The sequence below is a fragment of the Nocardia sp. XZ_19_385 genome, from assembly GCF_015355755.1.
Classification (GTDB): Bacteria; Actinomycetota; Actinomycetes; order Mycobacteriales; family Mycobacteriaceae; genus Nocardia.
On record NZ_JACVEE010000001.1, the window covers coordinates 632324 to 651335 of the forward strand.

Genomic DNA, 19012 nt, shown 5'->3' on the forward strand with positions numbered 1-19012 from the left:
TATGTCACAGGCGAGCAACGCATCCACCGAAACGGCATCTTCCTTCGGCGGCACCACCGTCGCGGAGTATCTGGGTGAGCTCGCCGCCAAGGTGCCGGCCCCCGGTGGTGGCGCGGTGGCCGCGCTGCACGCCGCGCAGGGCGCCGCGCTGGTCGCGATGGTCGCGCGCTACACCACCCGCGCCAAGGACGCCGAGCACAAGCCGGTCATCGACGGCATCATCGCGGCCGCCGACGCATGCCGCGCGCGCTCGCTCGCCCTGGCCGACGCCGACGCGGCCGCGTTCACCGCGGTCGGCAACGCCTACAAGTTGCCCAAAGACGCCGAAGGCCGGGGCCAGGCGATCACCGAGGCGCTGATCGGCGCGGCCCGGGTGCCCGCCGCCGTGGTGGACGAGGCCGACGAGATCCTGTCGCTGGCGGGCGAACTGCTGCCGATCGGGAACCCGAACGTGGTCACCGATATCGGCGCGGCCGCGGACGCCGCCCGGGCCGCCGCGACCAGCTCGCGGCTGAATATCGAGATCAACGTGGCCTCGCTGGACGCCGTGCACGGTGACGAGTTCGCGCCCACGCTGCTGCGTATCGAGGCGCTGACCGCCCGGGCAGACGCGCTGCACGCCGACGTTTTGCACGCGGTGCGCAGCAGCTGACCCATAGCAGAGCGAAAGATCTCAGGTGTACGCCGGCGAACAGCGGGTACCCGAAAGACATATAGATCAAAATTGAACCGTTGGCCCTTCTGATAGGGGGCCAGCCTGGTCTTTCGCGTACCACACCATCTCGAAAGGGGTGGAAGCCATGAGGAGCGCACTCAGATCCCTGTTCCTCGCTCTATCGTTCCTAGCTCTGACCGTTCTCGGGGTGCCCAGCGCCGTACAGGCCGCACCCACTGAATTCCGCACCAGCGCAGGTACATTCGCCGACGGCGACATGTCGAACCACACATTCACCGTGACGGTCGGCGGTATCCCCCGCACCATGAACGCCTCTTACGGCAAACCCGGATACGAAACCCCGGCCGGTACCTACCCGGTGATGTCGAAGCACCGCTCGATCGTCTTCGACTCGGCCACCATCGGCATTCCGAAGGGCTCGTCGGAGTACTACTACATCAACGGCGAGTGGGCCCTGCGGCTCACTTCGGGTGGCGTTTTCATCCACTCGGCGCCCTGGTCGGTGGATTCGCAGGGCTATGCCAATGTCAGCCACGGCTGCCTCAACCTGTCACCCGAGGACGCCCAGTGGGTCTACAACGTCCTCGACGTCGGTGACCCGGTCACTCTGCACTGGTGATCAGGCCGCGATTCGCACCGGGTCGTCCCGGGCGATAAGTTCCGCATAATGCCCGCCGAGCTCCACGAGCTCGGCGTGTGTGCCGCGTTCGGCGATCCGGCCCTGATCGAGCACCAAAATCTGATCGGCGTCGCGGATCGTCGACAGGCGGTGCGCGATGGTGATCACCGTTCGACCCTCCGCCAGCGCGTCGATGGCCGCCTGAACCTCGCGTTCGGTGCGCGTATCGAGCGCGCTGGTCGCCTCGTCCAGCACCAGGATGGGCGGATTGCGCAAGATGGCACGCGCCACCGCGAGCCGCTGTTTTTCGCCGCCGGAGAATCGGTAGCCGCGTTCCCCGACCTTGGTGTCGTATCCGTCGGGTAGCGAGGCGATGTGGTCGTGGATTTGCGCGGCCTGGGCGGCGGCCCGCAATTCCGCGTCGGTCGCGTCGGGTTTGGCGAACCGCAGGTTGTCGGCGACCGAGGCGTGGAAGAGGTAGGTCTCCTGGGAGACCACACCGACCGCCGCGGCCAGGTCGGCGAAGGTCATATCGCGCACGTCGACATCGTCGATGGCGACCCGTCCGCTGGTGGCGTCGTAGAGCCGGGCCACCAGGTAGCCCAGAGTCGTTTTCCCGGAACCGGTTTCGCCGACGATGGCGAGGCTGGTCCCGGCCGGGACCGTCACGTCGATATCGTCGAGCACAGCACCGGAGCCCGCGCCGTAGGAGAACCCGACGTGCTCGAATCGGACCTCGCCGCGCACCTTCTGTAGCGAGACCGGCTTCGCGGGCTCGGTAATATCGGGTTCGAGATCGAGGTATTCGAAGATCCGCTGGAACAGCGCCATCGAGGCCTGCACCTCGACGCCGGTCTGCAGCAGCATCACCGTCGGGCGCAGCAGCGTCGTCTGCAACGTGGTGAACGCGACGAGGGTGCCGATCGAAACGAGCGGAGTGCCGCCCGCCGCGGCGATACCGGCCGCGAAATAGATGACCGCGGGCATCGCCGACATGACGATCTGGATGATCGACTGCCGCCAGCGCCCCGCCATGTTGGCGCGGATCTCCAAATCGACCAGACCCCGCGATTCCCGCGAGAAGTTGTCGACGAGCGCGGGCGACCGGCCCATGGTGCGGCCGAGCAGGATGCCGCTGACCGACAACGACTCCTCCACGATCGCGGACATGCCCGCGAGCTTGTGCTGACGCTGGCCGGTGATCTTGCGGCGTTCCCTGCCGACGCGGCGGCTGATCCAGACGAAGAACGGCAGCATCGTCAGCGACACCAGGGTCAGCCGCCAGTCCAGCGCGAACATCGCGATGACGGCGGCGAGCACGGTGGTGAAGTTGGAGACCAGCGAGGTGGCGGTGGAGGTGACCGTCGACTGCATACCGCCGATGTCGTTGGCGATACGGGACTGCACCTCTCCGGTGCGGGTGCTGGTGAAGAACGAAAGTGGCATGCGCTGCAAATGCGCATAGACCGCCGAACGCAGATCGTGCATGACCTGCTGGCCGACGGTGGTGGAGATATAGGTCTGCAGCACACTGAAGGTGCTGGTCAGCGCGGCGACGATGATCATGCCGCCGGCGAGCAGGCCCAGGAGTCCAGTGCGACCGTGTGGGAGCGCGTCATCGAGAATCGCGCGCAGCATGAACGGGGAGGCCAAGCCGACGATCGAGGAGAGTCCGACGAGCGCGGCGACGATGCCGAGTTTGGCGCGGTAGGGCTGGAACAGGCGGAGAATCCGGCGAATCTGATCAGGTGGCTGCATAGGCGCCTCCTTCCGAATGACGTTATGGCACGACACTGAGTATGACTCATAATTGCGCAAAAGAACAATGAGCTATGATCAGCGTCATGGATAGCGGCTCCGAGCACGACCTTCCCGACCTGTTCCTGCGCACCGCGCGCCGGATCCGCCGCAGCATGCACGCCCGGCTCGCGCCCCTGGGCCTCACCCCCGGACAGGCGCGGGCACTGCGCATCCTCGGGCGTTCGGCGGAGCCGTTGCGGATGGCCGCGCTCGCCGAACAGCTCGATATCGTGCCGCGCTCGGCCACCACCGTGGTCGACTCGCTGGAGACCGCGGGCCTGGTCACGCGTGCCGCCGACCCGGCCAACCGCCGCTCCACGCTGGTCACGCCGACCACGGACGGGCGCGCGGTGCTCGAGCGGATGGCCGAGGATCGGCGCCGGGCCGCGGCAGATCTGTTCGCGACACTGTCGCCGGAGCAGCGCGAGAATTTGCGGGAACTGCTGGCGTTGCTCGATGTAGATACTGAGCACTGCGGCCCGAACGCGCCGCGACGCGCCGGGTAGGCGCACTTAGGCCATCCGCGAGTCGGGACCACATATCGCCCGGTCACGTCCACTAGTGTCGACGGTATCCTCACCCGTGGGGAGTGCGCAGGACCGATGAAGGTGGGGTAATGGATCGACCGGATACGCGGATCAGTCGCGGCGGCAATCAGGCCTACCAGGGCGAATGGTCCGAATGGGTCAGCCGTGAACCCGAATCCACCCGCTCCAGCGAACCGGAGTACTTCGAAGGCGATCAGTTCTCGCAGCTGGTCGACCGGTCCAAGGGACGCCCACCGGTGCCGCGCTGGCTGGTGCCGCTGGCCGGGTCGCTCTTCGCGGCGGTCGTGCTCGGTGCCGCGTTCTTCATGTTCCGCGGCGGACCGACACCACAGTCGGTCGCCTCCAACACCTCGACGCAGGTCGATCTCGCGCCCGCCTCCGTCACTCCCCCGGCCGCGGTCTGCCCGAACGAGCGGGTGGGCAATCGGATTCAGGGCAACGGCGTCGGCGGCGTGGACTCCGGGCCCGGCGCGATCTTCGCCTTCCAGTACGCCTTCTACGTGGAACGTTCCGCGGTGCAGGCGCGCGCCCTCGTGTCCCCGGACGCCGCGGTGTCCTCCGTCGAGGCGATGCAGCAGGGCATCGACAGCGTGCCCGCCGGGACCACACACTGCGTCGCCGTGACCGAGAGCGCCTTCGTCGGGCAGTACATCGTGGTGGTCACCGAGCATCGGCCCGACGGCCACGCGTTCACCTACAACGCGCAGCTCGTCGTGACCGAACGCAACGGCGGCAAGACCCTGATCACCGCGATCAAACCGGCTTAGTTCGCCTTTTCCGCGGCAGCCACGACGTGGCGCATGAGCAGCGCGGTCGTGACCGGGCCGATGCCGCCGGGCACCGGGCTCAGCGCAGCAGCCTTGCCGCGCACCGATTCCGCATCGACATCGCCGACGATGCTGCCGTCGGCCGCCTCGTTGGTGCCGACATCGATGACCACCGCGCCATCGGCGACATGCTTACCGGTGACCAGGCCCGCGCGGCCCGCCGCGGCGACGACGATCTCCGCGGTCGAGGTGATCGCGGCCAGATCCGCGGTGCGGGAATGGCACACGGTGACGGTGGCGTCCTCGGCCAGCAGCAGCTGCGCCAGCGGCTTGCCGACGATATTGGAGCGGCCGACGACCGCGACGTGGCGGCCGCGCAGCGGAATCTCGTGATGCTTCAGTAGTTCCACCACCGCCTCGGAGGTGGCGGGGACGAAACCGTCGAGGCCGGAGGCGAGCAGGCCCAGCGACAGCGGGCTCACGCCGTCGACGTCCTTGGTGGCCGCGATCGAGGAGCTCACGTCGTCGAGAGCGACGCCCTCGGGCAACGGGGTCTGCAGCATGATCGCGTCCACACTCGCGTCGGCGCTGCGCGCGTCGAGTTCGGCGCGGATCTGCTCGGCGGTCGCGTCGGCGCCCAGATCGATACGGTCGCAAGCGATTCCGAGACGATCGGCGGCCTTGCGCAGCGAGTTCACATACCAGGCGCTGGCCGGATCGTCGTTGGCCACAACCAGGGCCAGGCGCGGGGCCGAACCGTTCGCGGCGCGCGCCGCGGCGCGCTGCTTGGTGTCGGCATTGATGGCGGCGGCGAGTTCCTTGCCGGTCAACGAGGCAGTATCCACGTTCGCACAGCCTAATGGGCGCGGCCGCGCGAGTTCCGCGCGCCCGGCGCGGGCGTGGCGGTTGGTTCCGCCCGGTTTGCCCGGCTCCCGGAAACAAACCGCCGAAACCCCCCTGGCAATTGCGCGGTATAGCCCCGGACCGGTCGTATCGTGAGGGGTGCTTGCCACCGGCTAACTGCCAGCTGACCTACCGAAAACCCAGTTGCCGAGCACCCGACGCTCGGCACAAGCGGAAAGGTGTCGCCTGTAGTGAAGATCTCGAGGCATTGGAAACCCTTCGTCGCCGCGGTGTTCGCGGCCACCACCCTCTCCGGCTTGACCGGCGCGCCCGCCCAGGCCGCCCCGGACCTCGACGCCCTCTACAACTCCGCCCAGCGCGCCTTCACCGACGGTGACGACGCCGCCGGTCGTGCCCACCTGCGGGCGGTGATCGACGCGAACCCCGGCGACGCCGAAGCGCTGTCACTGCACGCGATCTGGTCGCACTACGCCAACGACATACTCGCCGTGAACGATTCGATCGCCCGGCTCAACGGCATCGATCCCGCGATGGCCGGCGGCACCCAGGGTGTCCTGCACGCCGTCACGGCCGCCGCGGGCACCCTGCCCAATCCGATCCCCGCGCTGGTCGGCCCGAACACCGGCATCGTCGTGCTCGGCTACGGTCTGCTACCCGACGGCGGCCTGCGACCCGAGCTGGTCAACCGCCTCACCGCCGCCTGGATCCAATCCATCGCCGCGCCCTTCTCGCCGATCGTCGTCACCGGCGGCGCCCCGCAGAACGGCATCACCGAGGCCGAGGCGATGCGCAACTGGCTGCTCGGCCGGGCCGTCCCCGCCAACCGCATCCACATCGAAACCCGCGCCGGCTCCACGGTCCAGAACGCGCTGTTCAGCACTCGGATGCTGCGTGACCTCGGCGCCGACAGCGCCGTCGTGGTCACCTCCCCCAACCACATCCGCCGCGCCGTCGCCGATTTCATGGTCGCGGGCACCCGCGTCGTCGGCGCCACCACCTCGATGGAGCAACTGGTCTCCCAGCTCCCGCCCCCGGCCCGCCACGCCCAGCGCGGCATCTACCTCGACGCCACCCGCACCTTCCAACTGGCGACCGCCCGCTGACACGGCGCAAGCCCCTCTGAGGAAGTACCAATAGTCGTCCCACTCGTAGCGACAACCCTCCACAAAGGTTGAGGGCTGTCGCTACGACTGGGACACAGGCATCCCTCTCGAGGTCGGCGATCTCAGATGGCCGGAATATCCGCTGGAACCGATCGGCCGGGCAGGGCAGGATGGCCGGGTGACGGCAGCGGAGAGTGTGGAGGTGGTGGCCCGGTTGCGGGCGGCGGGGTGTGTATTTGCCGAGGACGAGGCGCGGCTGTTGATCGAAGCCGCCGCGGAAACCGGGGCAGATCTGGATGTCCTGGTGGCGCGACGGGTGGCGGGTGAGCCGCTGGAGTATCTCGTCGGGTGGGTGGAGTTTCATGGGGTGCGGGTCGGGGTGTCACACGGGGTTTTCGTGCCGCGGCAGCGGACGGCGTTCCTGGTCGACGAGGCCGTCCAATTGGCCCGAGCGGTGCCAGGGCAGCCGGTGGCCGTCGACTTGTGTTGCGGGTCAGGTGCGCTGGGATTCGCGTTCGCGACGGCACTCGCCGAGAAGGGCATCTCCGTCGAACTCGCAGCCGCCGACATCGAGCCGGTCGCGGTCGAGTGCGCGCGGCGCAATCTCGCTCCGCTGAATGCTCCGGTCTATCAAGGTGACCTGTTCGAGCCGCTTCCCGCCGATTTGCGGGGCCGCGTCGACATTCTGCTCGCGAACACCCCCTATGTGCCGTCGGAGATGATCGCGCAGATGCCGCCGGAAGCCCGGGATCACGAGCCGCGCACCGCGCTGGACGGTGGCCCCGACGGTCTCGACATCTTCCGTCGCGTGGTCGCCGGAGCCCGCGACTGGCTCGCGCCCGGCGGCCATCTGCTGGTGGAATCCAGTGCGGCGCAAGCCGCTACGGCAACGGAGATCCTTGCCGCACGCGGTTTCAGCGCCCGGGTGGCCGAATCCGAGGAGTACTACGCCACCGTTGTCATCGGCACCCGCGCGCTGAGCTAGCTACTTCCGCCCGGTGAACTTCTCCATGGAGTTGTAGACGCCGACGGTGCTGAGGAAGACATCGCGCAGCTTGATCGGCAGGATGCCCGAGAGCGCCTTGTTGAGGCGGGAGGTCCACGGCAGGATGACCAGCGGGTTGCCCTGTTTCATTTCCTGCCAGGAGGTTTCGACGACTTCGTCCTGTTCCAGGATCGGGGTGAACCAGAAGCCCTTGGCGCCGTCGAACATCCCGGTGTTGATGTAGGTCGGGCAGACGGTGGTCACCCGGACGTGGTCGTGGCCGGCCTGTTCCAGTTCCAGGCGCACCGAATCCGACCAGCCCAGCGCCGCCCACTTCGATGCCGCGTAGACGCTCATGCGCGGATTGGCGACCAAGCCCGCCGAGGACGCGATGGTCAGTACGCGCGCTTCGCCGGTGTTCTTGACCATGGCGGGCAGGAATTCCAGCGTGATGTACATCGGCGCCAGCGAGTTGATCGCCATGGTCTTGTCGATGTCGGCGCGGTTCTCCGTTTCCCAGAAGTAGCTGTTGCCGCGCACGATGCCCGCGTTGTTGACCAGGATGTCGATATCGCCGACCTCGGCGCGCACTGCGGCGGCCGCGGCCACGATGGCGTCCTGGTCGGACACGTCGACCGTGTAGTGGTGCACCGCCGTGCCCTGGCCGGACAGTTCGGACGCGGTGGCCTGCAACGCTATTTCGTTCACGTCCCACAGCACCACCGCGGCCGCGCCCTCGCGCACCGCGCGCTCGGCGAACAGTCTGCCCAGCCCCATCGCCGCACCTGTGACCAGAACCTTCTTGCCCGCGACCGTTTCCAGCTTCATTCGTCCCTATCCCTGTGCGACCCCGCGCGTCCGGCCATTCCTGAACGCCGGTACCAGATTAATCGGAGTTACACATACTTTGGGAACGCTGCCCGGGAGGCGCTCGTCACCTTTGCGCGGGCACGGGGTCACGCTGCTGAGCGCGTTCGAAACGCATGGCGCTGTCGGTGATCGAGCCATGACGCAGGGCGACCAGGTCGCGCACATAGTTCATGCGCAGCTTCCACGGCGCGCGGTCGCCCTGCATGGGGAACAGGGCGGCGGCCCGAAGCACGTAGCCGGGCATGAAGTTCGCGAACAGCGGGGCCTTGCCGACCGACGAATCGTGCACCGGGACGCAGCGGGCGTAACCGCCATCGTCCATGTGCCGGAGCAGGCGCACGACGTATTCGGAGACCAGGTCGGCCTTGAGCGTCCAGGAGGCATTCGTATAGCCGACGACGAACGCGAAATTCGGGACGTCGGACAGCATCATCGCCTTGTAGGCGAGATGCTCCGCCATGTCGACGGATTCGCCGTCGACCAGCAGATCCATGCCGCCGAAGGCTTGCAGGTTCAGCCCGGTCGCGGTGATGACGACGTCCGCGTCGAGGGTCTGCCCGGAGCTCAGCTGGATCCCGGTTTCGGTGAAGGTCTCGATGGTGTCGGTAACCACGTCGAGCTTGCCCTTGCGAATGGCGCGGAAGAAGTCACCGTTCGGCGAGAGGCACAGGCGCTGATCCCACGGGTTGTAACTGGGTGTGAAGTGGGTGTCGATGTCGTAGCCGGGCGGCAGCCAGCGCCGCTGCCAGGCGCGGATCTGGCCGCGCATCTTCTCCGGGTACCGCTGGCTGAGCTGATACATGGCGGTCGACAGAGCGACGTTCTTGGCGCGCGCCACCGCGTAGGCGGCCTTGGGCGGCAGGAACTTTCGCGCTCGCAGCGCCAGCGGATCCTTGGCCGGCATGGAGATGACATAGCTCGGCGAGCGCTGCAGCATGGTGACGTGCGCGCCCTGATCGGTGAGCGCCGGGCCGAGGGTGACGGCGGTGGCGCCACTGCCGATCAGCACCACGCGCTTACCGTCCACGTCGAGGCGCTCCGGCCAGTGCTGCGGATGGACGACCTGGCCGCCGAACCGCTCCATGCCCGCGAAGTCCGGGGTGTAACCCTCGTCGTAGCGGTAGTACCCGGCGCAGGAGAACAGGAAATCCGCGGTCAGCGTGACGGTCTCGCCGGTGTCGCCGCGTTCGGCGCGCACCGTCCATCGGTTCTCGGCCGAAGACCAGTCGGCGCTGAGCACCTTGTGCCGGTAGCGGATGTTGCGGTCGATGCCGTTCTCGGTGGCGGTGTCGCGCAGGTAGTCGAGGATGGTGTGCCCGTCCGCGATGGACTTCTCCCCCAGCCACGGCCGGAACCGGTAACCCAGGGTGTACATATCGGAGTCGGAGCGAATTCCCGGGTAGCGGAACAGGTCCCAGGTGCCGCCGAGGCTTTCGCGGCTCTCCAGGATCGTGTAGCTCTTGCGCGGGAAGGCCTGCTTCAAGTGGTAGGCCGCGCCGATGCCGGACAGTCCGGCGCCGACGATGAGCACATCGACGTGCTCGTCAGCGGTGGTCATAGCTCGTCATCCTCTGGTCGGCGCGGTAGTCGATACCTCCAGACTATCGAGCCAGGTGCGCGAGCCGGACAGGTACTCCGAACCATCGGTTCAGTGCGGTCCGAAGCGTCTCGCGGGCAGCGGAATTCGGCGCTGCCCAGGCGACGTAGGAATCCGGGCGCAGCAGCAGCGCGGTCGCCGGTGCGGCGCCGCGGGGACGCGCCGCCACGTAGTCGACCCGGTCTTTCCACTCGGACACCAGGTCGGCGAGGTCGGCGTCACCGGCGAGGTCGAGCAGCAGCGGCCGGGCGGTCCGCGCCAGCTCACTCAGTCGCGCCGGACCGTCGGCGGTATCCAGCTCCAGGTCCGGCGCGCACCGGCCCACCAGCGGATGTTCGGATTCGCCCAGGTCGTAACTGATATCGGCGCCCGCGACCAGATCCGCCAAACGCCGCACCGTCGCTTCGTCGGTCATCAGTTCGCCGAGAACCGCGCGCAGGGCGGTGACATCACCGCCGGGCGCGATCAGCGCGGACTGGGCGCGCGCCGACAGCAAGGTCCGTTCGGCGGCACTTCGGCGCTCGCTGTCGTAGCTGTCGAGCAGTTCGGCCGGCGCGTGACCTGCGAGCTCCGCGGCCAGCTTCCAGCCGAGGTTGAGTGCATCCTGTAGCCCCACATTGAGTCCGGGCCCGCCGCCGGTGGCGAACACGTGGGCCGCGTCACCGACCAGGAACACCCGCCCGTCCCGGAAGCGTCCGGCCACGCGGGTATTGCCGCCTACCAGACGCCGCAGCACATGCGGGCCGTCGCCCGCGGGCGGATCCAGCGGTACCTCGACGCCGAGCACCCGAGAGATGCTGGCGCGCAGTTCCTCGAGGGTCATCGGCTCTTCGATCGCGGGCTGATCCCATTCGGTCGTGCTCACCAGCGGTGGATGACCGGGGAAGGGCGCGTAGGAGATTCCGCCGCGGTCGTTGCGATGCGGCAGGAACGGCGGAATGCTGCCGTAGCCGGGGACCACCAGCGCACCGGACGCCGGGTCCACCCAGTCGGCGGGGACCGTCACGTGCGCGGTTCGGGTGGTGGTGCGGTCATAACTGATTCCGGGGAAGTCGATTCCGGCCAGCTTGCGCGTGGCGCTGTGTGCGCCGTCCGCACCTACCAGAAACCGGGCTACGAGCTCTTCGGTCCCAGCCGGTCCCGAAACCTCTACTGACACACCATCCGCGCGCTGCCTGATGCCGACCAACTCGGTGCCGCGCCGGATCTCCGCCCCGAGTTCGACGGCCCGCTGCTCCAGCACTTCGACGCTGCGCCGCTGCGGAACCGGCAGCGTGTAGACCGGACTCTGTTCCAGCACACTCAAATTCAGCGGGAGCCCGGCGAACATGAAATAGGAGCTGTTGGGCTGCGGCGGTTCCGCACTGCCGCTGAGCCTTTCGTGTAGTCCGCGGCGGTCCATCAGTGGAACGACTTGGCCCACCAGACCGTTCGCCTTGGGTTCGGCGCTCGGCTCCGGCAGGCGCTCGAGCACCAGGGTCCGGATTCCGGCGGCCCCGAGTTCGCAGGCCAGCATGAGCCCGCACGGGCCCGCGCCCGCGATGATGACGTCGATCATGATTTCCTCCGTGGCGACGGTTCCGGCAGACCCGCCGCGAGTTGGTCCAGGGCTTCGGTGAGCAGCGGCAGCAGGGGTAGCGGCGGATCCGCGGCCTGACTGTGTTCGATGGCCACCGCCGTGGCCGTACCGACCGCGGCGGCAACGAGTTTCGGATAGAGGTCACGCTCGGCATCGGTGCCGGTGCGTTCGGCGATGGCGGCGGCCAGTTCACGTTGGGCACGGGTGTTGACCTCGAGGATCGCGGCCTGGACCGCGGGTTCGGCCAGCATGCGCCGCACCCCCTCCACCCACTGCCGTTCCCGCTGGCCCGAACTGTGACCACCGTGGGCGCTCAGGTCGTGCCCGAGCGGAAATCGCTCCCGCACCGCGGCCGGGATCGCCGTCCACAGCGGCTCTTCCACGGGGCGGGCCCGCAGTTCCTCGCCGATCTGACGCATGCGTTCCAGCTGCCGGAAGGCGACGGCCTCACCCTTGTTGGCGAAGTAGTTACGGAAGGTGCGTACAGAGACGTCCGCGGCAGCCGCGATGTCTTCCACCGACACGTTGGACCAGCCGCGCTCAACACTGAGCTGAATAGTGGCCGCGCTCAGCGCAAGCCTGGTCGCCTGCTTCTTGCGCTCCCGTAATCCGAGGTCATCCGCTGCCATGGTTCCAGCATACAGAATATTGCACTTTCGGCAACTTTGCCTTTTCGGCATAATTCAAGTGGCGGGTCGATACTTGCGGAATCCCTTCCCGCCGTGGAACGTTCGCCGGTTCCGAGGGCAGGCTGCGAGGCCCTCATTCGATCGACTCCGGCGTGAAGTCACTCACATCGAGCCGATGAAGTGGCTCACCATTCCGCCCGCGACACCCCGGCAGCTATGAATTGCTATGGGGTAGCTGTCAGTCTTGCGATAGATGCGCCCGTCTCGGACACTCGGCCGAAATCCGGTGACACCAGCACACTCCGGCCCGCGCGTGCGCGGTGAGATCCCATAGCCGCACGATCACCAGTTTCCGAAACTTCACGACACAGATACTTCCGGACCACTTGTGTCTCAGACGGTTTCGGCTGTTCTTGCACTTGCTCACTCGTTATTACTGTCGGGTAATGTCCCGCTCGCCGATGATCACCGACGATCCGCCGGTCATATCTGTCAGCGAATTCCAGGAGCCCATGTGTCGCATTCTCGGTTCGAATCCATCGGTGCTTATCTGCCTTCGAATATCGTCTCGACCGACGACCTGATCGCACGGTTGAAAGAAGCTCCCGCTTTCGATCTGGAAAAGATCACCGGAATCAAAGAGCGCCGTGTGCACGACACCCGGCCGGAAACCTACGAGGATTCCCTCACTCTCGCCCTGAAGGCCGCGGACGACTGTCTGTCCAGGTCGCGCTACGGTGCGGCGGAGCTCGACGTGATCATCTCGACCTCGATCACGCGCAGCAAAGACGCCACCCGCATGTACATGGAGCCGTCCTTCGCCTCCTTCATCGGAAAGCAACTGGGCGCTACAAAAGCCATTACCTTCGATGTTTCCAACGCCTGCGCCGGAATGCTCACCGGTACCTACATTCTGGACCGGATGATCCGTTCCGGCGCGGTACGCAACGGCCTGGTGGTCAGCGGCGAGGCCATTACTCCGATCGCCGAAACCGCGGTAGAGGAGATTTCGGAGAAATACGATCTGCAATTCGCGTCGCTGTCGGTGGGCGACTCGGGTTGCGCGGTGGTGCTCGACGAGGCCGTGGACGACGCCGACAAGATCCACTACATCGAGTTGCTGACCGCGTCCGAGCATTCGCACCTGTGTCTGGGCATGCCCAGCGACAAGACGCCAGGTGTGGCGCTGTACACCGACAACCGCAAGATGCACAACGAGGCGCGGTTCATGCTGTGGCCGGACGCGCAGCGCGCGTTCCTGGAGCAGCGCGACTCCACCTTCGCCGACGAGGCCTTCGACTACATCATTCATCACCAATTCGGCGCCGCGGCCGTGCCTTACGCCAACGCGATCGCGGCACGCGAATTCGGCACCACGATGCCGCCGGATCTCAATGTCATCCACAAATACGGAAACACCTCCACCACTTCGCATTTCATCGTGCTGCACGATCAGCTCGGCGAGCAGAACATCGACGCGGGTTCGAAGGTGCTGATGGTCCCCGCGGCCTCCGGCGTGGTCGCCGGCTTCCTGTCCACCACCATCTCGTCGCTGAAGGTCTGAGGGGTCTGACATGGGCGTTCGTATCAAAGCCACCGGCACCAGCCGGGGCGGCAGCACCAACAGCATCGTCGAGCACAGCGGCCATGCCGCGCGAATCAGCTTGGAGCGCGCGGGAATCGGCCCCGAGCAGGTCGGCGTGCTGATCAACGCGGGCGTGTTCCGCGATTCCAACACGGTGGAACCTGCGGTGTCGGCGCTGATCCAGAAGGCCGCCGGGATCGGCCTGGACTATCACTCCAAGGATGACCCGCGGACGTTCTCGTTCGACCTGATGAACGGCGCGGTCGGGGTGCTCAACGCGGTGCAGGTCGCCTCCTCCGTGCTGGCGACGGGCGGCGTCGAGCATGTGCTGATCGTCTCGGGTGACACCCATCCGTCGCTCGAGCGTTTCGCGGCGGACGACGAATTCCCCTATGCCACCGCCGGTGCCGCGCTGCTGCTGGAGCGTACCGACGACGCCGAGGGCTTCGGCCGGGTGCACACGGTGACCGGGGCGGGCGGCCCCGCCGTCGAGTCCTACGTCGACACCGCCACGATGGGCACCGTCGGGCGCTCGCTGATGACGGTCGAGCGGGATCCGGATTTCACCGACCGGCTGCTCGGGGTGGCGGTGCAGGCGGCACGGGCGGCGCTGGCCGATCAGGACCTGTCCGGTGTCGCGCTGATCGCCTCCACGCCGGCACCGGAGTTCCCGAAGTTGCTCGCCGATACCCTTGGCATCGACCAGGATTCGGTGCACACCCCGGATCTGTCCGACGGCGATCCGCATACCGCGGCCCTGACGCTCGCGTATGACCGTGCGGTGGCCGGGGATTCGCTGGGCGGGTACAGCCGGGTGCTGTTCGTGGCGGCCGGCGCCGGACCCTCGGCGGCCGCGGTGCTCTACCAGTTGCCCGCATGACGGCCACTTACTGGCAGGCGATCGACCGGTTCCGCGCGTTCGCGCGCGCGGAACCGGCGCGGGCGGCGGTGATCTCCCCGGACGGGACCGCTCCCGACGGGATGCCCGCCTACCGCGAGCTCACCTACCGCGAGCTCGACGCGTGGTCGGACGCGATCGCCGAACAGCTGACCATCTCCGGCGTGGACAGCGGAACCCGCACCATCGTGCTGGTGCTGCCCAGCCCCGAGCTGTACGCGATCCTGTTCGCGCTGTTGAAGATCGGCGCGGTGCCGGTGGTCATCGATCCCGGCATGGGTGTGCGCCGGATGGTGCACTGCCTGCGGGCGGTCGAGGCCGAGGCGTTCATCGGCATTCCGCCCGCGCACGCGCTGCGGGTGTTGTTCCCGCGCAGTTTCCGGCGGGTCCGCACCGTGGTCACCGTCGGCAAGCGCTGGTTCTGGGGCGGGCCGACGCTGGCGAGCTGGGGACGCGAGCCGACCGGTGTGTTGCTGGAGCGGGTCCCTGCCGACCCGGAGGACGTGCTCGTTATCGGATTCACCACGGGCAGTACCGGTCCCGCCAAAGCCGTGGAACTGACCCACGGGAATCTGGCCGCCATGGTGGAGCAGGTGCACACCGCGCGCGGCGAGGTCGCGCCGGACACGTCGCTGATCACGCTGCCGCTGGTGGGGATTCTCGATCTGCTGCTCGGATCCCGTTGCGTGCTACCGCCTTTGATCCCGAGCAAGGTCGGCTCCACCGATCCCGCGCATGTGGTGGACGCGATCGAACGGTTCGGGGTGCGCACCATGTTCGCCTCCCCCGCCCTGCTGATTCCGCTGCTGCGGTATCTGGAGGCGAACCCGGCCGACTTGAAGAGCCTGGGCAGCATCTTCTCCGGCGGTGCGCCGGTGCCGGACTGGTGCATCGCCGGTCTGCGCAAGGTGCTGCGCGAGGACGCGCAGGTGTTCGCCGGGTACGGCTCCACCGAGGCGTTGCCGATGTCGACCATCGAATCCCGGGAACTCCTCGATGGTCTCGTCGAGCGGGCCCACCGGGGCGACGGCACCTGCATCGGTCGGCCCTCCGACCGGATCCAGGCCCGGCTGATCGCCATCACCGACGACCCGATCGCCATCTGGTCGGACGCGGAAGCCCTTTCCGGGCAACTGAAGAACTCGCGCGGCATCGGCGAACTGGTCGTCTCCGGCCCGAACGTCAGCACGCACTACTACTGGCCGGAGAAGGCCAACATCGCAGGCAAGATCACCGACGGTGCCGTGATCTGGCACCGCACCGGCGACCTCGCCTGGATCGACGACGAGGGCCGAATCTGGTTCTGCGGACGCAAGAGTCAGCGCGTCGAGACCGCCGACGGACCAATGTTCACGGTGCAGGTGGAGCAGATCTTCAACACGCTGCCCGGTGTCTCCCGGACCGCACTGGTCGGCATCGGCAAACCAGGAGCCCAGCGCCCGGTGCTGTGCGTGGAGCTGACCGAGGGTGCGGACCGGGGCGCGACCATCAGCGCACTGCTCACCCGCGCAACGGCATTCGATCTCACCAAGCCGATCGAGCACTTCCTGGTACACCCGGGCTTCCCGGTCGACATCCGGCACAACGCCAAGATCGGCCGCGAACAGCTCGCGATCTGGGCGACCAAGCAGGTGAAGGCATCATGAAACCGAGTGCACTCCAGGCGATCCCCGTGCTCGGCTGGATCTATCTGATCGGCGGCCTGCTCGCCGCACTGGCCGGTCGAGCACCGAAGAACCGGGCGCTGCGCGCCATCTGGTGGATAGACGCGTTCCTCAGCATCGTCGTCCACGCCGCCCAGATCGCAGCCGCACTACGGGCAACCAACGGCCGAGACCCGCTGAAGACCGCCGTGCTGACCCAGATTTTCGGTCTGACCTATTGGCGCACACAGGATTTGGTCACAGACTGCGAAACCTGCTGCGGGAGCGAAGCGACCGAGTTCACCCCGGTCATCCCCGCGAACGCCGGGCCTATTGCCGTCACCCCAGCAGACGCCGGGCCTACCCCCGTCACCCCAGCGAACGCCGGGCCTACCCCCGTCATCCCGGCGAACGCCGGGATCCATGCATCACCGCTAGACGACACCGCGGGTGTGAGCCACGGTGCTCGACTGGAGGACGGTCGGATTCCGGACGACGAGGGAATCCAGAGGAGTTCGGACGGAGATCTGCGATGAAGGTACTGGTAACCGGCGCGTCCGGGTTCCTTGGTGGCGCGCTAGTGCGCAGACTGGTCGCCGACCGCGAGCACGAAGTGTCGATTCTGGTGCGGCGCACCAGCAATCTGGCCGACCTCGGCGACGCCCGCGACCAGGTAAAGCTGGTGTACGGCGATCTCTCCGATCCGGATTCACTGATCGCGGCGACCAGCGGCATCGATGTTGTGTTCCACAGCGCAGCCCGCGTCGACGAGCGCGGCACCCGCGACCAATTCTGGGCCGAAAACGTCACCGCCACCGAGCGTCTCCTGGAATCGGCACGGCGCAATGGCGCGGCTCGGTTCGTGTTCATCTCCAGCCCCAGCGCCATGATGGACTACGACGGCGGCGACCAGCTCGACGTCGACGAGTCGGTACCGTACCCGCGGCGATACCTGAACCTGTACTCGGAAACCAAGGCCGCCGCCGAGCGCGCCGTATTGGCCGCGAACACAACCGAATTCAGCACCTGCGCGCTGCGCCCCCGCGCGATCTGGGGTGCGGGCGATCGTTCCGGCCCGATCGTGCGTCTGCTGAGCCGCACCGCCGTCGGGAAGCTGCCGGATCTGTCCTACGGCCGCGACATCTACGCCTCGCTCTGCCATGTCGACAATATCGTCGAGGCCTGTGTCAAGGCGGCGAGCTCGAATGCGGTGGGCGGCAAGGCTTATTTCGTCGCCGATGCCGAGCGCACCAATGTGTGGCGCTTCCTCGGGCAGGTCGCGACCCAGCTCGGTTACGAACCGCCGACCCGCCAGCCGAATCCGCGCGTGCTGCACGCCATCGTCACCGCGATCGAAACCGTCTGGCGCATACCGTTCATCGCGACCCGCTGGTCACCCCCGCTGTCCCGCTACGCGGTCGCGCTGATGACCCGCAGTGCCACCTACGACACCACCGCCGCCACCCGCGATTTCGGCTATCAGCCGATCGTGGACCGGGAAACCGGCCTGGCCGGCTTCCTCGCCTGGCTCGAAACCCAGGGCGGCGTAATTGCTCTCACCAAGGATGTGCGATGACTTTCCGCCGGGCGATCTCGCCGACCGAGCGCATGTACTTCCCGATGCGCGACATGGCGCCGCCGTTCCTCATGCAGCTCGTCATCCCGGGCGACGGCACGATCGATGCGGAACAGCTACAGCAGGCGGTCAAGATCGCCGCGCAGGCGTGCCCGGGCGCGCGGCTGGTCCGGCGCGGCAAGGAGTGGATCGACAGCGGGATCGCCCCGACCGTCCGGGTCGTGGCCGGGCACACGCTGGAATACCCTGAGCTCGAGGCGGATCCGGTGCTGACCAGCCCGATCGGCCCGTCCCCGGACTCCACCGTCGAGGTGCTGCTGCTCACCGGAGCGCCGACGACGCTGGTGTTCCGCGTCTTTCACGGTGCCATGGACGGCATGGGCATGGTCCTGTTCGCGACCAGCGTGCTCCGCGTATTGCGCGGCGAGGAGCCCACGGACCTGCCCGATCCCATCGCCGACGCCGAACTGGTGCGCCGCATCGGCGCGCCGGGCCGCCCGGCCGCCATGGTGCCCACCTACCGCACCGCGCTCGGCCACGGCCACCAGGAACCGCACGCCGCGCGACATCTGTTGCGCCGCCGCACCATCCACGCCACCGGGTCCGGCGCCGTGGCCCGGGTCGCGGCGCTGCTGGCCGCGCAGACCTCCGGCACCTCCCGCATCATGATGCCGGTCGACCTGCGCCGCCACGACCCGGAACTGCGTTCCACCGCCAACCTGGCGCTGCCGCTGTTCCTGGACATCGAACCCGGCGCCCCGTGGACTGCCGTCAAGGAGCAGATCAAGTCCGGCCTGACCGAGCGCCGGGAGCTGAACCAGATGGCCGCCACCAAGCTCACCATGGTCCCCGACGCCGCCAACCGCGCCCTGCTGCGTTCGTTGAACCGCATGGGTGCCGACCACGGCCGGAATCTGGCCTCGGCCACCGTCTCCCACATGGGCCGCTTCACCCGAGACGAGCTCGCCGTCCCCGGTTTCGAACCGACCACCATCTACGCCCTCCCGCAGCACAGCGTCGCCATGCCGCTGCTGTTCGGTCTGATGGAGTTCGACGGACGCACCGAGCTGACGGTGTCGGCCCGCAACGGCGTCGGCCTGGAGGGACGCCTGGAAGCCCTGCTGGATCGGATCGTCCAGACCCTCGAACAGGACTTTTCCGAAAATCAGTGACCCCCTGTCCGAGACACCATCGCGACCCAGACAGAATCAGCGAGATCGATTTCGCCAGACCGCAGCAGAGGCACCCTTGAGCACCACTATCTCGTCCGACA

At 67.5% G+C, this 19012-nt stretch carries 18 protein-coding genes; 12 read left to right on the forward strand and 6 right to left on the reverse strand.

Going from position 1 to position 19012, the window contains the following annotated elements; genetic code table 11:
* Position 1 precedes the first annotated feature (1 nt).
* Both IBX22_RS02835 and IBX22_RS02840 read left to right on the forward strand, forming a co-directional pair.
* Entirely contained in the window at positions 2-652 is a 651-nt protein-coding gene (locus IBX22_RS02835; RefSeq protein WP_194813811.1) for a cyclodeaminase/cyclohydrolase family protein, read from the forward strand.
* Between the two features lie 148 nt (positions 653-800).
* On the forward strand, positions 801-1295 hold the full coding sequence (locus IBX22_RS02840; RefSeq protein WP_194813812.1) for a L,D-transpeptidase: 495 nt from the start codon (positions 801-803) through the stop codon (positions 1293-1295).
* Here the strand turns inward: IBX22_RS02840 and IBX22_RS02845 are convergent, their stop codons facing one another.
* Positions 1296-3053, reverse strand: a complete 1758-nt coding sequence (locus tag IBX22_RS02845; RefSeq protein WP_194813813.1) for an ABC transporter ATP-binding protein — start codon at positions 3051-3053, stop codon at positions 1296-1298.
* Positions 3054-3139: 86 nt separating this feature from the next.
* Here IBX22_RS02845 and IBX22_RS02850 point away from each other — a divergent pair, with 86 nt between their 5' ends.
* A complete protein-coding gene (locus IBX22_RS02850) occupies positions 3140-3601 on the forward strand; it encodes a MarR family winged helix-turn-helix transcriptional regulator (protein ID WP_194813814.1) in 462 nt (153 codons plus the stop codon).
* Between the two features lie 110 nt (positions 3602-3711).
* A complete protein-coding gene (locus IBX22_RS02855; protein WP_194813815.1) occupies positions 3712-4410 on the forward strand; it encodes a hypothetical protein in 699 nt (232 codons plus the stop codon).
* Here the strand turns inward: IBX22_RS02855 and IBX22_RS02860 are convergent.
* On the reverse strand, positions 4407-5255 hold the full coding sequence (locus IBX22_RS02860; protein WP_194813816.1) for a bifunctional 5,10-methylenetetrahydrofolate dehydrogenase/5,10-methenyltetrahydrofolate cyclohydrolase: 849 nt from the start codon (positions 5253-5255) through the stop codon (positions 4407-4409). The two genes, IBX22_RS02855 and IBX22_RS02860, sit on opposite strands and share 4 nt — an antisense overlap.
* Positions 5256-5504: 249 nt before the next feature.
* Between IBX22_RS02860 and IBX22_RS02865 the strand changes: the two genes are divergently transcribed.
* Both IBX22_RS02865 and IBX22_RS02870 read left to right on the forward strand, forming a co-directional pair.
* Complete coding sequence (locus IBX22_RS02865) at positions 5505-6377, forward strand: YdcF family protein (RefSeq protein ID WP_194813817.1); 873 nt, start codon at positions 5505-5507, stop codon at positions 6375-6377.
* 178 nt (positions 6378-6555) lie between these two features.
* The gene (locus tag IBX22_RS02870; RefSeq protein WP_194813818.1) at positions 6556-7362 is read left to right on the forward strand and encodes a putative protein N(5)-glutamine methyltransferase; all 807 of its coding nucleotides are present in this window, start codon (positions 6556-6558) and stop codon (positions 7360-7362) included.
* Here IBX22_RS02870 and IBX22_RS02875 read toward each other — a convergent pair whose 3' ends face one another.
* From IBX22_RS02875 to IBX22_RS02890, 4 genes are all read right to left on the reverse strand, one after another.
* Positions 7363-8190 (reverse strand): SDR family NAD(P)-dependent oxidoreductase, encoded by an 828-nt coding sequence (locus IBX22_RS02875; RefSeq protein ID WP_194813819.1) that lies wholly within the window; start codon positions 8188-8190, stop codon positions 7363-7365.
* Positions 8191-8296: 106 nt separating this feature from the next.
* Positions 8297-9790 carry an NAD(P)/FAD-dependent oxidoreductase gene (locus IBX22_RS02880; RefSeq protein ID WP_194813820.1) on the reverse strand — a complete coding sequence of 498 codons (1494 nt, stop codon included), beginning with the start codon at positions 9788-9790 and terminating at the stop codon, positions 8297-8299.
* Between the two features lie 43 nt (positions 9791-9833).
* On the reverse strand, positions 9834-11387 hold the full coding sequence (locus IBX22_RS02885; protein ID WP_228538149.1) for an FAD-dependent monooxygenase: 1554 nt from the start codon (positions 11385-11387) through the stop codon (positions 9834-9836).
* A complete protein-coding gene (locus tag IBX22_RS02890) occupies positions 11384-12037 on the reverse strand; it encodes a TetR/AcrR family transcriptional regulator (RefSeq protein ID WP_194813821.1) in 654 nt (217 codons plus the stop codon). The genes IBX22_RS02885 and IBX22_RS02890 overlap by 4 nt, the downstream gene beginning before the upstream one ends.
* Before the next feature lie 514 nt (positions 12038-12551).
* On the opposite strand from IBX22_RS02890, the gene IBX22_RS02895 reads away from it, so the two are divergent.
* Genes IBX22_RS02895 through IBX22_RS02920 form a run of 6 tightly spaced genes read left to right on the forward strand, consistent with a single transcriptional unit; the run spans position 12552 to position 18911 of the window.
* The gene (locus IBX22_RS02895) at positions 12552-13601 is read left to right on the forward strand and encodes a 3-oxoacyl-[acyl-carrier-protein] synthase III C-terminal domain-containing protein (RefSeq protein ID WP_194815538.1); all 1050 of its coding nucleotides are present in this window, start codon (positions 12552-12554) and stop codon (positions 13599-13601) included.
* Positions 13602-13611: 10 nt separating this feature from the next.
* Positions 13612-14502, forward strand: coding sequence for a hypothetical protein (locus IBX22_RS02900; RefSeq protein WP_194813822.1), 891 nt, complete (start codon positions 13612-13614; stop codon positions 14500-14502).
* Positions 14499-16166 (forward strand): fatty acid CoA ligase family protein, encoded by a 1668-nt coding sequence (locus tag IBX22_RS02905; protein WP_194813823.1) that lies wholly within the window; start codon positions 14499-14501, stop codon positions 16164-16166. The genes IBX22_RS02900 and IBX22_RS02905 overlap by 4 nt, the downstream gene beginning before the upstream one ends.
* Complete coding sequence (locus IBX22_RS37235) at positions 16163-16699, forward strand: hypothetical protein (protein ID WP_228538150.1); 537 nt, start codon at positions 16163-16165, stop codon at positions 16697-16699. The genes IBX22_RS02905 and IBX22_RS37235 overlap by 4 nt, the downstream gene beginning before the upstream one ends.
* Positions 16696-17739: an NAD(P)-dependent oxidoreductase gene (locus tag IBX22_RS02915; RefSeq protein WP_194813824.1), complete on the forward strand. Its 1044-nt coding sequence runs from the start codon at positions 16696-16698 to the stop codon at positions 17737-17739. The genes IBX22_RS37235 and IBX22_RS02915 overlap by 4 nt, the downstream gene beginning before the upstream one ends.
* Positions 17736-18911 carry a peptide synthetase gene (locus tag IBX22_RS02920; protein WP_194813825.1) on the forward strand — a complete coding sequence of 392 codons (1176 nt, stop codon included), beginning with the start codon at positions 17736-17738 and terminating at the stop codon, positions 18909-18911. Before IBX22_RS02915 ends, IBX22_RS02920 begins: the two co-directional genes overlap by 4 nt.
* Positions 18912-19012: the final 101 nt, after the last annotated feature.

Coding starts and splice junctions, on each gene's coding strand:
- IBX22_RS37235 (WP_228538150.1), top strand. CDS start 16,163: ATGAAACCGAGTGCACTCCAGGCGATCCCCGTGCTCGGCTGGATCTAT.
- IBX22_RS02875 (WP_194813819.1), bottom strand. CDS start 8,190: ATGAAGCTGGAAACGGTCGCGGGCAAGAAGGTTCTGGTCACAGGTGCG.
- IBX22_RS02850 (WP_194813814.1), top strand. CDS start 3,140: ATGGATAGCGGCTCCGAGCACGACCTTCCCGACCTGTTCCTGCGCACC.
- IBX22_RS02885 (WP_228538149.1), bottom strand. CDS start 11,387: ATGATCGACGTCATCATCGCGGGCGCGGGCCCGTGCGGGCTCATGCTG.
- IBX22_RS02900 (WP_194813822.1), top strand. CDS start 13,612: ATGGGCGTTCGTATCAAAGCCACCGGCACCAGCCGGGGCGGCAGCACC.
- IBX22_RS02845 (WP_194813813.1), bottom strand. CDS start 3,053: ATGCAGCCACCTGATCAGATTCGCCGGATTCTCCGCCTGTTCCAGCCC.
- IBX22_RS02905 (WP_194813823.1), top strand. CDS start 14,499: ATGACGGCCACTTACTGGCAGGCGATCGACCGGTTCCGCGCGTTCGCG.
- IBX22_RS02880 (WP_194813820.1), bottom strand. CDS start 9,790: ATGACCACCGCTGACGAGCACGTCGATGTGCTCATCGTCGGCGCCGGA.
- IBX22_RS02840 (WP_194813812.1), top strand. CDS start 801: ATGAGGAGCGCACTCAGATCCCTGTTCCTCGCTCTATCGTTCCTAGCT.
- IBX22_RS02855 (WP_194813815.1), top strand. CDS start 3,712: ATGGATCGACCGGATACGCGGATCAGTCGCGGCGGCAATCAGGCCTAC.
- IBX22_RS02920 (WP_194813825.1), top strand. CDS start 17,736: ATGACTTTCCGCCGGGCGATCTCGCCGACCGAGCGCATGTACTTCCCG.
- IBX22_RS02890 (WP_194813821.1), bottom strand. CDS start 12,037: ATGGCAGCGGATGACCTCGGATTACGGGAGCGCAAGAAGCAGGCGACC.
- IBX22_RS02835 (WP_194813811.1), top strand. CDS start 2: ATGTCACAGGCGAGCAACGCATCCACCGAAACGGCATCTTCCTTCGGC.
- IBX22_RS02915 (WP_194813824.1), top strand. CDS start 16,696: ATGAAGGTACTGGTAACCGGCGCGTCCGGGTTCCTTGGTGGCGCGCTA.